The organism is Acidiphilium sp. 20-67-58 (genome assembly GCF_002255515.1).
Classification (GTDB): Bacteria; Pseudomonadota; Alphaproteobacteria; order Acetobacterales; family Acetobacteraceae; genus Acidiphilium.
Genome location: NZ_NCAS01000018.1, coordinates 78,715 through 92,743, shown reverse-complemented (window position 1 = coordinate 92,743; position 14,029 = coordinate 78,715). Strand labels below are relative to the sequence as shown.

Annotated in this window: 13 protein-coding genes; 5 read left to right on the top strand and 8 right to left on the bottom strand. The window is 68.9% G+C overall.

Annotated elements, in window-relative coordinates:
• The first annotated feature begins 108 nt into the window (after window positions 1-108).
• Window positions 109-1,299: a UbiH/UbiF/VisC/COQ6 family ubiquinone biosynthesis hydroxylase gene (locus tag B7Z76_RS09025; protein ID WP_174503745.1), complete on the top strand. Its 1,191-nt coding sequence runs from the start codon at window positions 109-111 to the stop codon at window positions 1,297-1,299.
• Here the strand turns inward: B7Z76_RS09025 and B7Z76_RS09020 are convergent.
• A complete protein-coding gene (locus B7Z76_RS09020; RefSeq protein ID WP_291343475.1) occupies window positions 1,268-1,924 on the bottom strand; it encodes a COQ9 family protein in 657 nt (218 codons plus the stop codon). The two genes, B7Z76_RS09025 and B7Z76_RS09020, sit on opposite strands and share 32 nt — an antisense overlap.
• On the bottom strand, window positions 1,924-2,478 hold the full coding sequence (gene def, locus B7Z76_RS09015) for a peptide deformylase (RefSeq protein WP_174503743.1): 555 nt from the start codon (window positions 2,476-2,478) through the stop codon (window positions 1,924-1,926). The genes B7Z76_RS09020 and def overlap by 1 nt, the downstream gene beginning before the upstream one ends.
• A 207-nt stretch (window positions 2,479-2,685) precedes the next feature.
• Here def and rpsU point away from each other — a divergent pair, with 207 nt between their 5' ends.
• Window positions 2,686-2,889 (top strand): 30S ribosomal protein S21, encoded by a 204-nt coding sequence (gene rpsU / locus B7Z76_RS09010; RefSeq protein ID WP_007421557.1) that lies wholly within the window; start codon window positions 2,686-2,688, stop codon window positions 2,887-2,889.
• A gap of 70 nt (window positions 2,890-2,959) precedes the next feature.
• Here the strand turns inward: rpsU and B7Z76_RS09005 are convergent, their stop codons facing one another.
• Complete coding sequence (locus B7Z76_RS09005; RefSeq protein ID WP_236656370.1) at window positions 2,960-3,334, bottom strand: DoxX family protein; 375 nt, start codon at window positions 3,332-3,334, stop codon at window positions 2,960-2,962.
• A 107-nt stretch (window positions 3,335-3,441) separates the two neighbouring features.
• Between B7Z76_RS09005 and B7Z76_RS09000 the strand changes: the two genes are divergently transcribed.
• Complete coding sequence (locus B7Z76_RS09000; protein ID WP_291343464.1) at window positions 3,442-4,083, top strand: 2OG-Fe(II) oxygenase; 642 nt, start codon at window positions 3,442-3,444, stop codon at window positions 4,081-4,083.
• Window positions 4,084-4,113: 30 nt separating this feature from the next.
• Complete coding sequence (locus B7Z76_RS08995; RefSeq protein ID WP_291343463.1) at window positions 4,114-5,325, top strand: MFS transporter; 1,212 nt, start codon at window positions 4,114-4,116, stop codon at window positions 5,323-5,325.
• Between the two features lie 130 nt (window positions 5,326-5,455).
• Here the strand turns inward: B7Z76_RS08995 and pnp are convergent, their stop codons facing one another.
• Window positions 5,456-7,609 (bottom strand): polyribonucleotide nucleotidyltransferase, encoded by a 2,154-nt coding sequence (gene pnp, locus B7Z76_RS08990; RefSeq protein ID WP_174503739.1) that lies wholly within the window; start codon window positions 7,607-7,609, stop codon window positions 5,456-5,458.
• A gap of 289 nt (window positions 7,610-7,898) precedes the next feature.
• Here pnp and B7Z76_RS08985 point away from each other — a divergent pair, with 289 nt between their 5' ends.
• The gene (locus tag B7Z76_RS08985; RefSeq protein ID WP_291343461.1) at window positions 7,899-8,660 is read left to right on the top strand and encodes an enoyl-CoA hydratase/isomerase family protein; all 762 of its coding nucleotides are present in this window, start codon (window positions 7,899-7,901) and stop codon (window positions 8,658-8,660) included.
• Between the two features lie 104 nt (window positions 8,661-8,764).
• Here B7Z76_RS08985 and B7Z76_RS08980 read toward each other — a convergent pair whose 3' ends face one another.
• The 4 genes from B7Z76_RS08980 to B7Z76_RS08965 form a co-directional block, all read right to left on the bottom strand.
• The gene (locus B7Z76_RS08980; RefSeq protein WP_174503737.1) at window positions 8,765-9,643 is read right to left on the bottom strand and encodes an NAD(P)-dependent oxidoreductase; all 879 of its coding nucleotides are present in this window, start codon (window positions 9,641-9,643) and stop codon (window positions 8,765-8,767) included.
• Between the two features lie 158 nt (window positions 9,644-9,801).
• The gene (gene ftsH / locus B7Z76_RS08975; protein WP_174503736.1) at window positions 9,802-11,727 is read right to left on the bottom strand and encodes an ATP-dependent zinc metalloprotease FtsH; all 1,926 of its coding nucleotides are present in this window, start codon (window positions 11,725-11,727) and stop codon (window positions 9,802-9,804) included.
• Window positions 11,728-11,885: 158 nt separating this feature from the next.
• Complete coding sequence (gene tilS, locus B7Z76_RS08970; RefSeq protein WP_291343458.1) at window positions 11,886-13,235, bottom strand: tRNA lysidine(34) synthetase TilS; 1,350 nt, start codon at window positions 13,233-13,235, stop codon at window positions 11,886-11,888.
• A complete protein-coding gene (locus B7Z76_RS08965) occupies window positions 13,136-14,017 on the bottom strand; it encodes a tol-pal system YbgF family protein (RefSeq protein ID WP_236656368.1) in 882 nt (293 codons plus the stop codon). The genes tilS and B7Z76_RS08965 overlap by 100 nt, the downstream gene beginning before the upstream one ends.
• Between the last annotated feature and the right edge of the window lie 12 nt (window positions 14,018-14,029).

The window sequence follows — 14,029 nt, the reverse complement described above, 5'->3', positions numbered from 1 at the left end:
CCATATTCGGGAATTTCCCGAACGTCGCGGCGCCGGGCAGATGAGCGCGCCGATGGCTTGCAGGATTTGCCGCAGATGCGACATCTGCAGCATCAGCGGAGGCGGGCCATGGCGGAGCAGACGGCGGATATTGCGATCATCGGCGCGGGACCGGTCGGGGCGGCGCTCGCCCTGCGTCTCGCCGCAGCCGGGCAGCGCGTCGTGCTCATCGACCGGGCGGCGCTGCCGCCGATGGAGCACCCCGCTTTCGACGGCCGCGCCTATGCCATCGCCTATGGCTCGCGCGACCTGCTCGACCGCGCCGGGCTGTGGGACAGGCTGCCCTTCCCGCCCTGCCCGATCGAGCGCATCCGCGTCTCCGACGGCAAGCCGGGCCGCCCGCCCTCGCCGCTGTTTCTCGATTTCGACCATCGCGATGTCGGCGACGAGCCGTTTGGCTGGATCGTCGAGGCGCGCTCGCTGCGGATGGCGATCAACCGCGCGCTTGCGGAGTCGACGGTCATGCTGCACGCCCCGGCGACCGCGCGCGTGACCCGCGATGACGAGGGCGCCACGGTCGCGATCGCCGGCGGGCCGGTCTATCGGGCGAAGCTCGCGGTCGCCGCCGATGGCAGGGGCAGCGCGCTGCGCGCCGAGGCCGGCATCCAGGTCACCCGCTATCCCTATCGCCAGAGCGCCGTGGTCTGCGCCGTGGAACACGAGCGGCCGCACCAGAACGTGGCGCTGGAGCATTTCCTGCCCGGCGGCCCCTTCGCGCAGCTGCCCATGAGCGATGCGGATGGCGCCCATCTCTCCGCCATCGTCTTTACCGAAAGCCACGCCAATGCCGCGCGCCTCGCGGCGATGGACGATCCGCGCTTCACCATCGAGGTCGCGCGGCGGCTGGGCGCGCATCTCGGCCGCATCCGCCTGGCGGGACAGCGCTGGACCTACCCGCTCTCGGCGCTGCATGCCCACCGCTATCATGCGACACGGCTGGTTCTCGTCGGCGATTCGGCGCATGGGGTGCACCCGATCGCGGGCCAGGGGCTCAATCTCGGCTTGCAGGACGGCATCGCCCTGGCCGGGCTGATCGAGGGGGCGGCCGATCCCGGCAGCACGGATCTGCTGGCGCGCTACCAGCGCATCCGCCGGCCGGCGAATGTGACGATGCTCGCCGCGACCGATGCGCTCGACCGGCTGTTTTCCACCGATCTGCCGCCGGTCAGGCTCGCCCGGGATATCGGTCTCGCCGCGGTGAACCGGATGCCCCGGCTCAAGCGCCGCTTCATGCGGACGGCGATGGGTCTTCGCGCATAGGGCCGCGCCGCAGCCCGGCAAGCCGCGATTCCAGGCGCTTGCGGGTACGGGTGATCAGCGCCACGCCTTTGAGCCGGCGGTCGAGAAAGGCCGCCGTATCCGCGCCAGCCTCCGATCCGTCGCGCAGCCAGTAGAGCAGCGTCGTCGAATAGACCGCGGCGAGGATCGCCCGCTTCGTGTACCAGGAAAAATCGGCGGAACGGTCGCCCGCCGCATGCCAGATCGCATCCACCGTGCGGCCGGTGATCCGTGCCGCCAGCGCCGCGTGGCGCGGCAGGGCGAGGATGGCCAAAGCGCGGCGGATCGCCTCGCGATGCGGCGCGGCGCGATCGAGCCGGAGCAGGATCAGGGCGCGCACCCGCGCCGAGAGGCGGGATTCGTCGATCGCGCCGGCGGCTTCCTCCATCTCGCGGTCGGCAAGGGCGGCCCAGGCCTCGATCATCGCCGGGGCGCCACCCTCGAACAGCAGTCCCGCCTCCGCCGGATCGCGGCCGAGCCGCGCCAGGGCGCGGCGCAGGGCCGTGCGCGTCCAGCCATCGAAGGGCACCTCCTCGATCAGGGCGCGGAGCAGCGCATCGTCATCCGCGCGGATCTCGTCCTCGCCCGTCATCGCCATCTCGTTCATCACAGCTCTCCTGCGGACCGCACGATCTCGTCGCGGAACCGCGCCACTTCCTCGTTGAACCCCATCAGCCGCGGATCGCGCAACCGCTGCGGATAGAGGATGCCGTCCAGGTGATCGGCCTCATGCTGGATCACCCGGGCGTGAAACCCCGCAGCCTCGCGGGCGAACGCGGCGCCGGTCGCGTCGATCCCGCGCAGTGTCAGGCGGGCGGCGCGGGGCACCAGCGCGCTCATGCCCGGGATCGACAGGCATCCCTCCCAATCCTCGACCGGATCGCCGGGATGCAGGACGAGTTCGGGGTTGATCACGGCGGACATGCCGCGCGGGGCATCGTGATCGCCGCCGGCGGCGCGGCTTTCCGGCACACGATAGATGAAGATGCGCAGCGGCACATGCACCTGCGGCGCCGCGAGGCCGACGCCGCCGGCATCTTCCAGCGTTTCGGCCATGTCACGCAACAGGCGCGCGATGTCCGGCGCGGCCGGATCATCGACCGGGGCGGCCTTTTCGAACAGCACGGGATGCCCGAGCCGGGCAAGCTTCAGAATCGCCATGAGCGACACATGGCGCGGATCCGCCAAATCGCAAAGGCGGATCGCGCCGGGCGGGCTGAAACAAGACGGTTGGCAAAACGGGGAATGTTGCTATAAGGGCGCCCATTGACGGGATATTCCCGCCATCGCCTATTGCTGCGTCAGGATTGGCGCAGCTTCTTTGCGTTCCATTGCAAGCGTTTCAACCGTTATGGAGTATCTGGCCAAGTGCAAGTTCTCGTTCGTGACAACAATGTCGACCAGGCGCTGAAGGCGCTCAAGAAGAAGCTTCAGCGTGAAGGCGTGTTCCGCGAGATGAAGTTGCGCCGGCACTACGAAAAGCCCTCCGAGCGCCGCGCCCGCGAGGCGGCGGAAGCCGTTCGCCGCGCCCGCAAGATGGAGCGCAAGCGGATCGAGCGCGAAGGGTTCTGATCGCACCACGCGATCGGTATTCCGAACGGGACAGGGCGCGGCCTTTACGGGCACGCGCCTTTTGCCGTTTTCAGCGCCGGTCGAGCGAATAGCGCCCCGGGCCGGCGGAGGCCAGCAGCAAAAGGCCGCCGCAAATCGCGAGATCGAGGAAGAACTGGATTTCCGCCATCGCCGCGGCGCGCCCGTGCATCAGCCAGAAGCGATGCGCCAGCCAGTTCGCGGCGATCGTGAACAGGACCAGCACGATGGCAGCCTGCCGGGTCCGCAGGCCCAGCATCACGAGACCGCCGGCGCCGAGTTCGCAGACCACGGCGATGACCCCGCCCAGGGTCGGCGCCGGGGCATCGAGATGGGTGAGCAAATGCACGATTCCCGGCCAGTGCACGAGCTTGCTCCAGCCCGCCTGCACGAAGAGTAAAGCGATCGCCAGCCTTCCGGCCAGCATTCCAACATCCGATATGCCGCGCTGCATGGTTTTCTTTCGATCCAGACCCTGTAAGTTATCCTTGAACCGGGCGCATCGCCCCGCCGCTTGTTAAACGGAACGCCATCATGACCGCCAGCCCCGTCGTCGATTTCGAAGGCCTCGCCGCGACCGAGATCTCCGCCGATCCCTTTCCGCATCTGGTGATGCGCGGCTTCGTCCGGCCGGACCGGCTCGCCGGCGTCGTTGCCGATCTGCCGCCGCTCGGCGCGCGGGGCAGTTTCCCGATCGAGTCGGTCAGGCTCGGGTCGAACGCCGCGCGGCTGATGGAGGACATGAAGGGCGAGCGGATGCGGGGGATCATCGCCGGGAAATTCGGCCTCGACCTCGACGGCGCGCCGGTGATGCTGACGCTGCGCGGCCGCACCGATGCGCGCGACGGCAAGATCCATTGCGACTCGATCGCCAAGCGGGTGACGATCCTGCTCTATCTCAATCCGGCCAGCGAGGCCTGGGCGCGGCAGGATGGCTGCCTGCGGCTGCTGCGCGGGCCGGACGATCTGGAGGATTACGCGGTCGAGGTGCCGCCGGTCGATGGCACGCTGCTGGTCTTCCCGAACGGCCCGACCACCTGGCACGGCCACCGCACCTATGTCGGCAAGCGCTACACGGTGCAGATGAACTACATGACCACCGACGCCAAGGCGCGCTACGAGATGCGCCGGCACCGGATTTCGGCGCTGGTCAAGCGTCTTCTGCCAGCCGCCTGAAAGGCTGCGGCCCGGCGCCGCAACACACCCATGACCCCTGAGACGAAGACGACGACCGCGGCCGCCGCCGAAAGCCCCCTGCGGAATCTCCTGCTCTTCGCCGGAATCCTGCTCATCGCGATGAACATGCGCGCGGCGCTGGCCTCGGTCTCGCCGCTGCTGACCCCGATCGGGGCGGCACTCGGCCTCGGCCCGCTCGGGCTGACCGCGCTCGCCACCATCCCCGTCGTCTGCTTCGCCGCCCTCGCCCCGGTCAGCATCATGCTGCAACGGCGGGTCGGGCTGGAAGCGGCGATGATGACGGTGCTGGTGCTGCTCGCTGCCGGCCTGCTGGTTCGCGTGCTCGGCGGGGCCGGCGCGCTGTTCGCCGGCACGGTGATGGGCGGGGCGGCGATCGCGATGGGCAACGTGCTGCTGCCGGGGCTGGTCAAGCGCGATTTTCCCACCCGCGTCGGCCTCGTGACCGGCTGCTATACCACGGTGATGACGACGATCGCCTCGGTCGCCGCGGCGATCAGCGTGCCGGTTGCCGATGCCAACCCCTTCGCCTGGCGCGGCGCGCTGGGGTTGTGGGCGGTGCCGGCGATCGTCGCGGCGGTGGTCTGGCTGCCGCAGCTTGCCCATGGCGCCCACCGGCTGAGCCACACGCCGAGCGCGGGCGCGTTCCGCAAGCTGGCGCGCAGCCCGCTGGCCTGGGCGGTGACGATGTTCATGGGGCTGCAATCGCTCGGCTTCTACTCGATCCTGTCCTGGTTGCCGGCCATCCTGCATGCCCACGGCATCAACCCGACCATGGCCGGGATCATGCTGTCGACGACCACGCTCGTCGCCATTCCGGTGGCGCTGGTCACGCCGGGCCTTGCCACGAGAAGCCGCGACCAGCGGTTGTTGCTCGCCAGCCTGCTCGCGATCGTCAGCGTCGGCTATGTCGGGCTGATGCTGGCGCCTGAAGCGGCACCCTGGGTGTGGGTGGTGTTCATCGGTATCGGGCAGGGCGCGTGTTTTCCGCTAGCGCTGACGCTGATGGTGCTGCGCACCGGCGGCCCGGCGGAGGCCATGGCGCTGTCCGCATTCTCGCAGATGGTGGGCTATGCGGTGTCGATCGCGGGTCCGCTCGGGCTCGGGGTGATCCACACGCTCAGCGGCCATTGGTGGCCCTCGGTCGCGTTCCTGGTGATCCTGCAGGTGCCCACGCTCGGCTTCGGCCTCGCGGCGGCGCAGCCGCGCACGATCCGGTTCTGACGTCCCAGAGCTGCCCCTCCGACCGGACAGCGAAACGGCCCCCGCGCCATCGCACGGGGGCCGTTCCTGTCATGCGTTCGCAACGCGCATCCGGTCAGGCGTTTCCACCTGACCGGACAGTGCGGATGCGTTACTCGAGGCCGTCTTCGCGCCGGCCGCCCTTGGCGCCGACCTGGTCGGAGATGTCGGCACCGGTCGCCTGATCGACCACCCGCATCGACAGCTTCACCTTGCCGCGATCGTCGAGCCCGATCATCTTCACCTTCACGGTGTCGCCGACCTTGACCACATCGCCGGTGCGGGCGACGCGGCCCTGCGCCAGCTCGCTGATATGGACCAGGCCGTCACGCGCGCCGAAGAAGTTCACGAAGGCGCCGAAATCGGCGATCTTCACGACCTTGCCGGTGTAGACCTGGCCGACTTCCGGCTCGGAGGTCAGCGAGCGGATACGGTCGATCGCCTTCTGCGCCTGCTCGTCCGAGGTGGCCGCGATCTTGATCGTGCCATCGTCCTCGATGTCGATCTTGCAGCCGGAATACTCGACGATCTCGCGGATCACCTTGCCGCCGGTGCCGATCACGTCGCGGATCTTGTCCTTCGGCACGTTGATCACGGTGATGCGCGGCGCGTTGGCGGACACGCCCTCGCGCGCGCCGGTCAGCGCCTTGGACATCTCGCCGAGGATGTGCAGACGACCGTCCTTCGCCTGATCCAGCGCGATCTTCATGATCTCGGGCGTGATCGAGGTGATCTTGATGTCCATCTGCAGGCTGGTGACGCCCGCCTCGGTGCCGGCCACCTTGAAGTCCATGTCGCCGAGATGGTCCTCATCGCCGAGGATGTCGGAGAGCACGGCGAAGCCCTTGTCCTCCTTGATCAGGCCCATGGCGATGCCGGCCACCGGGCGCGGCAGCGGCACGCCGGCATCCATCAGCGCGAGCGAGGTGCCGCACACCGTCGCCATCGAGGAGGAGCCGTTGCTCTCGGTGATCTCGGAGACGACGCGCAGCGTGTAGGGGAACTTGTCCTTGCCGGGCAGCAGCGGGTGGATGGCGCGCCAGGCGAGCTTGCCGTGGCCCACTTCGCGGCGGCCGGGGCTGCCGACGCGGCCCGTCTCGCCCACCGAGAAGGGCGGGAAGTTGTAGTGCAGCAGGAAGCGCTCGCGGTATTCGCCCTCGATCGCATCGACGATCTGCTCGTCCTGCGCGGTGCCGAGGGTCGCGACCACGAGGGCCTGCGTCTCGCCGCGGGTGAACAGAGCGGAGCCGTGGGTGCGCGGCAGCACGCCGACCTCGGCGAGGATCGGGCGGACGGTGCGGGTGTCGCGCCCGTCGATGCGGATGCCGTTGTCGAGGATCGCGTTGCGGACGATGTCCGCCTCGAGCTCCTTGAACATGCCCTTGGCCTTGTCGACCGGCCGTTCCTCGGCCGCGAGCGTTTCCAGCACAGCGGCCTTCACCGCGCCGATCTTCTCGTGGCGGGCGGTCTTCTCGCGCTCGGCATAGGCGGCGCGCAGGCCCTCGCGGGCGAGTTCGTCGACGCGGGCGGCGAGCGCCTTCTCCTCGGCGCTTTCCTCGACCAGCGGCCAGGGATCCTTCGCGGCGTGCTCGGCGAGCTCGATGATCGCCTGGATCACCGGCTGGAACGCGGCATGGCCGAAGGTGACGGCGCCGAGCATGGTCTCTTCCGACAGCTCGTGCGCTTCGGATTCGACCATCAGCACGCCCTCTTCCGTGCCGGCGAGCACGAGGTCGAGCCGGCTTTCGGCGATCTGCGCCGAGGTCGGGTTCAGGATGTATTCACCGTCGATATAGCCGACGCGGGCGGCGGCGACGGGGCCGAAGAACGGGATGCCGGAGAGCGTCAGCGCGGCCGACGAGGCGACGAGCGAGACGATGTCCGGCTCGTTCTCGAGGTCGTGGCTGAGGACGTTGACGATGACCTGGACCTCGTTGCGGAACCCGTGCGGGAAGAGCGGGCGGATCGGCCGGTCGATCAGGCGGCAGATCAGCGTCTCGCGCTCGGTCGGGCGGCCTTCGCGCTTGAAGAATCCGCCGGGAATGCGGCCGGCGGCGTAGAATTTTTCCTGGTAGTTCACGGTGAGCGGGAAGAAATCCTGCCCCGGCTTCACCGAGCGGGAGCCGACCACGGTGGCGAGCACCACGGTGTCGCCATAGGAGGCGACGACGGCGCCATCGGCCTGGCGGGCAACCTTGCCGGTTTCGAGGATGAGCTTGCGCCCGCCCCAGTCGAGTTCCTTGCGGAAATACTTGTCAAACATCATTCGGTCCTTGCAACGTCAGGACCGGGACGGCCACATCATCGGCGGCGCGGTGCGGGACGCGGCGTCTCGGGCGGCATGGGTCGGGCTGTGGGCGATGTCTCGTCACAGCCACGGGCCATGTGGCCGGAAACGCCGAAGAGACTCCGGCGTTGCGCGCAACCGAACGATCTGATCCGTTCCGATCACGACCGGAGGACGATCCCCCGGCTGAAGATGCGCCAGCGGCGCATGTCATCCTTATAGTGCAATTGCCGCCGCTCCGCTACTGCGGGGGTGTGAGGAGACCCGCATGACCGAAACGCCCCCGATTCTCGAACGCCGCGGCGGCATCGCCCGGCTGCGTCTGAACCGCCCTTCCCTGCGCAACCGGCTCGGCGCGGACGATCTCGACGCCCTGCTCGGCCATTGTGCCGCGATCGCGGCGGACGAAACGATCCGGGTCGTCGTGTTCGAGGCCGCCGGGACGGTGTTCAGCGCGGGCTTCGATCTCGATGCCCTCTCGCGCGGCGAGACCGGCGATGCCGAGGACGGGCCGGGCGGCATCGGCCGCGTGGGCACGGCGTTCGCCGCCCTGCCCCAGCCGGTGATCGCCCGGTTGCACGGCAATCTCTATGGCGGCGCGGTCGATCTCGCCCTCGCCTGCGATTTCCGCATCGGTGTCGCCGGCATGGAGCTGCTGATGCCGGCGGCGCGGATCGGCCTGCATTACTACCGCTCGGGGCTCGCCCGCGCGGTCGAGCGGATCGGGCCGGACGCGACGCGGCTGCTTTTCGTCGCGGCCCAGACGATCGATGCGGCAACGCTGCTGCGGATCGGCTACCTCACGCAGCTGGCCGACGCCGACGGGCTGGATGCGGCGGTCGACGCCCTCGCCGCCCGGCTGGACGCCAACGCGCCGCTTGCCGTGCGCGGGATGAAGGCGGCGATCGCCGGTCTCGCATCCGGGACACTGGATCATGACGCGTTCGCCGCCGGCCTCGACGCCGCACATCGCGACCCGGCCTTCATCGAAGCCATGGCAGCGTTGCGGGCGAAGAAGCGCGGCGGCTGAGCGAGAGCATCATCCGATCAGATGGAATCATCTGACCGGATAAAGATGCTGGATTTATCAGTATGATAGAGCACTTTCCGATCCAGAGGGATCGGGCACTGCTCTCAGGCGCGGAGGCTGAAGGCCGCCAGCGCCGCGAGGTCGCGGTCGCCCCAGCCTTCGCGCACGGCGTCATGCGCGGTGCGGCGGACGGCTTCGACCAGCGTAAGGTTGAAGCCGGCAGCACCCCCGGCCTCGTCCATCAGGCGGAGATCCTTCTCGACCGCCTCGATCGAGAAGCCGACCGAATCGCTGCGGGTGCCGCCCATCTCGGTGATGATCGCGGCGCTGCGGACGGCGAAGGCGGGCGCGCCGCCGGAGCTCTTGCCGATGATGCCGAGCAGCCGCTCCGGCGAAATGCCGTAATCGCGGGTGATGAGCGCGGCCTCGCCCAGCGCCTGGAACGCGGCCAGCAGCGGCAGGTTGACGGCGAGCTTCATCGCCGAAGCGGCCTGCGGCGTGTCGAACCGCTCCATCCGGTCGCACAATTCGTCGAGAACCGGCAATGCTGCGTCGATCGCCGCGGCATCGCCGCCGGCAAGGCCGAGCAGCTTGCCCGATCGCGCCGGGCCGACCGTGCCGCCCACGGGGCAGGCGACGAAGCGCCCGCCCTGCGCGGCCACCGCCTCGGCATTGGCCTGCATGTCGGCGGGTTTCAGCGTGCTCATGTCGATCACGAGGGCCTGCCGGAGAGTGGCGCCGAGCAGCCCGCCCTCGCCATGATAAACCGCGCTTGCGGCCTCCTCGTCCAGCAGCATCACGATCACGTAATCGGCCGCCGCCGCCACCTCGGCCGGGGATGACTTGACCGCCAGCCCCTCGATCGCCTCGGCCCGCGCCGCCGTCCGGTTCCAGCCACAGACCTGGTGACCGCGCTCGATCAGTCGCGCTGCCATCGCGGCACCCATCCGGCCGAGACCGATCACGCCAATCTTCAGACTCATGCTCATGCTCCTGTTCGTAATAGGGCATCATCCGATCCATCCGGATCGGAAATCGCTCCCGGGTCGTTGCGGGATATGGGCGGCGCCGGCCCATGAAAAAAGCCGGAGGCGATCGCCTCCGGCCGTTTCCGTCGATCAGGGCCCGCGGGACGCCCGGTTCAGCCCGGCGCGGGCAGCGGCCCGAGCCCGCCCGATTTCGGAACTTCCGGCTTCTGCGCGGACGGCACCGAGGCGCGGCGGCTGTCCGGCGCCGGCTCGTCGACAACCTGGCGAACCACCGGCTCGCCGCGCAGCACCGTCTGGATCTCGTCGCCGGTGAGGGTTTCGTATTCCAGCAGCCCCTTGGCGAGGCGGTGCAGGTCATCGAGCCGCTCGGTGAGGATCCGGTGGGCCTCGGAATAGGCGTGGTCGATCACCGACTTGATCTCGCGGTCGATCTCCTGCGCGGTCGCCTCGGAGACGTTCTTGTGCTGCGTCACCGAGTGACCAAGGAAGAGTTCCTGCCCGTTGTCGCCATAGGCGATCATGCCGAGCTTGTCGCTCATGCCCCATTCGGTGATCATCCGGCGGGTGATGTCGGTCGCCTGCTTGATGTCGCCGGAAGCGCCATTGGAGACGTTTTCGGCCCCGAAGATAACCTCTTCGGCGGCGCGACCGCCCATCGCCTTGACCAGTTCGCAGAGCAGCTTGGCCTTGCTCATCGAGTAGCGGTCGCCTTCCGGCAGGCTCATCACCATGCCGAGCGCGCGGCCGCGGGGAATGATCGTCGCCTTGTGCACGGGGTCGCAATGCTTCTGCGAGATCGAGCAGAGCGCATGGCCGGCCTCGTGATAGGCCGTCATCTTCTTCTCGTCCTCGCTCATCACCATCGAACGCCGCTCGGCGCCCATCATGACCTTGTCCTTGGCGTATTCGAACTCGGCCATGGCGACGACGCGCTTGCCCATGCGGGCGGCAAGCAAGGCGGCCTCGTTCACCAGGTTGGCGAGATCGGCGCCGGAGAAGCCGGGCGTGCCGCGGGCAATCACCTTCGGATCGACATCGGCGGCCAGCGGCACCTTGCGCATGTGGACCTTGAGGATACGCTCGCGGCCGTTCACGTCCGGGTTCGGCACCACCACCTGCCGGTCGAACCGGCCGGGGCGCAGCAGCGCGGGGTCGAGCACGTCGGGACGGTTGGTGGCGGCGATCAGGATGACGCCCTCGTTGCTCTCGAACCCGTCCATCTCGACGAGCATCTGGTTGAGCGTCTGCTCACGCTCGTCATTGCCGCCGCCAAGCCCGGCGCCGCGATGGCGGCCGACGGCGTCGATCTCGTCGATGAAGATGATGCACGGGGCGTTCTTCTTGCCCTGCTCGAACATGTCGCGCACGCGGCTGGCGCCGACGCCGACGAACATCTCGACGAAGTCGGAGCCCGAGATGGTGAAGAACGGCACGTTGGCCTCGCCGGCGATGGCGCGGGCGAGCAGCGTCTTGCCGGTGCCGGGCGGGCCGACCAGCAGCACACCTTTCGGGATCTTGCCACCCAATCGCTGGAATTTCTGTGGATCACGCAGGAAGTCGACGATTTCCTGCAACTCGCCCTTCGCTTCCTCGATGCCGGCGACGTCCTCGAACGTCACCCTGCCCTGCTTTTCGGTCAGCAGGCGCGCGCGCGATTTGCCGAAGCCCATGGCCCGGCCGCCGCCGCCCTGCATCTGGCGCATGAAGTAGATCCACACGCCCACCAGCAGGACCATCGGCGCCCACGACACGAGATAGTGCAGCAGCGGGTTTTCCGGCGGGTTGAGCGGCTTGGCGACGACGCTGACCTTCTTCGAGATCAGCGTGTTGACCAGGCCCGGATCGTCCGGCGCGTAGGTCTCGAAGGTCGACCCCGATTTCAGGGCGCCCGTGATATCATGCCCGCGGATCGTGACATGATCCACCTTGCCCGCGTTGACCTCCGACACGAAGGTCGAATAGGCCACTTGCGTACCGTGGCTGGTACTCGTGGTCGTGGGCTGAAACATATTGAACAATAGCACAAAGAAGAGTGCTATGATCACCCAAACCAGCAGGTTGCGCCCCAGATTGTTCATCAAGCTTCATCCAGTCCTGTTCACCCCGGAAGGCTAAAACCGAGGGGGCCGGCGGAAACCGGCCGAGAAATTCCGCCGAACCGTGTCTCGCCTCATCTTGGCACGGCTCCGGTCGGTTCGCCAATCCCTTTAGAGTGTGGGGATGATACGCGGATTTCCTATCCTTCCGGTGAACGGGAGACGCAGATCTGTCCGCCGCCGTACGCTGGCTCGAACGGCGCCGCCGCGGCGGGGCCGGGAGGGGCGAATATGACCGCGCCGGCCGGCCCCACGCCCAGATGCTGCACCGCCAGCACGCCACCATGATCGGCGAAGAAAACCGGCAGTGTCTGGCGCAGGACGGCGGGAAAGCGGGCGGCGGCGCGCGTCTCCACCGGATTCGTGCCGAGGGCGCCGAGGGTTCGCGCGCCCGGCGGCACATGACGGATGCGAAAGCGCCCGTCCCAGACCGCGCCCTCGACCGCCTGGATCGGGGGGGCGCAGGAAGCGGCCTCGCGGATCAGCATCCAGCCCGGGCCGTGCCGCCCGGCCGGCATGATCCGCACGCCGCCGAGCGTCGCGGGCTGCAACCTGCCGGCCAGCCGGGCGATCGCGGCGCGCGCCGGCGGGTAAACCTCGCCGGCGATGACCCGCAGCAGCGCGGCGAGCGCATCGGCGGGGAGCGCGTCCGCACGGACGATCGCCCACCCTTCCGGACGGAGGGTGACATCGCGCGCCAGATCGGCGGCGGCGATGCGTTCCGCCGTCGCGCGGTCAGCTGAAGCCGCCAGCGCGTCGCCGGGCGGCGGCAATGCGCCGGCAAGCCGCACCCGGACGCGCTCGAAACGGGGATCGGCATTCGAGGGATCCTCGACCCAGGCAATGCCTCGCCGTGCGAGAAAATCGCGGAGCATCGCAGGGGGAGTCCCGAGCAGGGGCCGCAGGATCAGCACCGCGTCGCGCGGCGAGACGCCGGCCATCCCCGCGAGACCGCGAACGCCACGGCGGGCGCGCATGACCCGCAGCTCGCTTTGGTCGCCCGCATGGTGGCCGAGCAGGAGGTGAACGATCCCGGCCTCATGCGCGGCACCGGCCAGCGCCGCATGGCGCGCCGCGCGCGCGCGGGCCTGCAATCCCGCGCCGGGAGGCAGGCCGAGGCGGATGACGCGGCTCGGAATGTCGAGTTCGACAAGGCGCTGCGCGGTTTCGGCGGCTTCCCGGCCTGATTCGGGGCGGAGACCATGATCGACGATGAGGGCGATGCAGCCGCCGCCGCGCTGGCGGGCCCAGGATGCGGCGAGGACGGCAAGGGCCATGCTGTCGGCACCACCGGAAACCCCGACGGCGAGCTGCGGCGCGGGGCCGAAGGGACCGAATTCGGCCATCGCCCGCCCGAACAGGGCGGGCAGGCTTTCGGTCGAATCGGGCGTCAGCGGCAGGCGGCGCGCCGTCGGGCCGCGAGAACCTGGCTCTTCAGCGCCGGCGATGGCGAGGAGAACTGGCTGGTCAGGGAGTCGAGCGTGTCGCACGCTTCCTGGTTCTGGTGGATCGCGGACAGGGAATTGGCGAGGCCCAGCAGGGCATAGGGCGCGTGCGGGCCGGCGCGATCGGCGTTGTAGGCGTCGTCGAACGCGATCGCGGCTTCCTGGTGCTTGCCCTGGTGGTAAAGGGATTCGGCGACGATCATCGAGGCCTCGCCCTTGCCCGCGCGCTTGCCCTGCTTCGCGATCACGGCGCGGGCGTCCGCTTCGGCGGCCTTGTAGTCATGATGAGCGAGAGCCGTGCGCGCGACGCCGAGCGAGGCGGTGGCCTGCGGCTGCGGCCTTTGGGGCCGGGCGGACGTTTTTCCGGCCGGCATCGTGCCGAGCGTTCCCGATGCTCCCTGGGCCGGCGAAGCCATTGCCGCCGGCGGCGTCGTGCCGGGTTTCCCCGCCTGGTCGAGCTGGAATTTCAGGTTGCCAATCTGCTGGTTGATCTCGTCGTGCTGGGTGGCGACCTCGTGCTCGAGCGTATCCACGCGGCCTCTCAAGTCCTGGACCTGGTTGTGCAGCGTATCCACCTGCTCCAGCAATGAGGCGACGAGCTCTGACGAGCTGTTCTGGGCGTGGCGTTCCGGCGCTGCCGGTGCCGTCGACCCCAGCACGGAGCTGCCGCTGCCGCCGCCCTGCTGCACCTGCGCCAGCTGGTGCTTGAGTTCGAGGATCTGGTTTTCCAGGGCAATGCCTTCCCGGCTCGAGATCATCTGGGCCCGCACCACGGCGGGCATCAGGATCAGCACGGCAATGCTGGCGGAGGTCAGGGATTTCAGCATGGGATTGCGCAT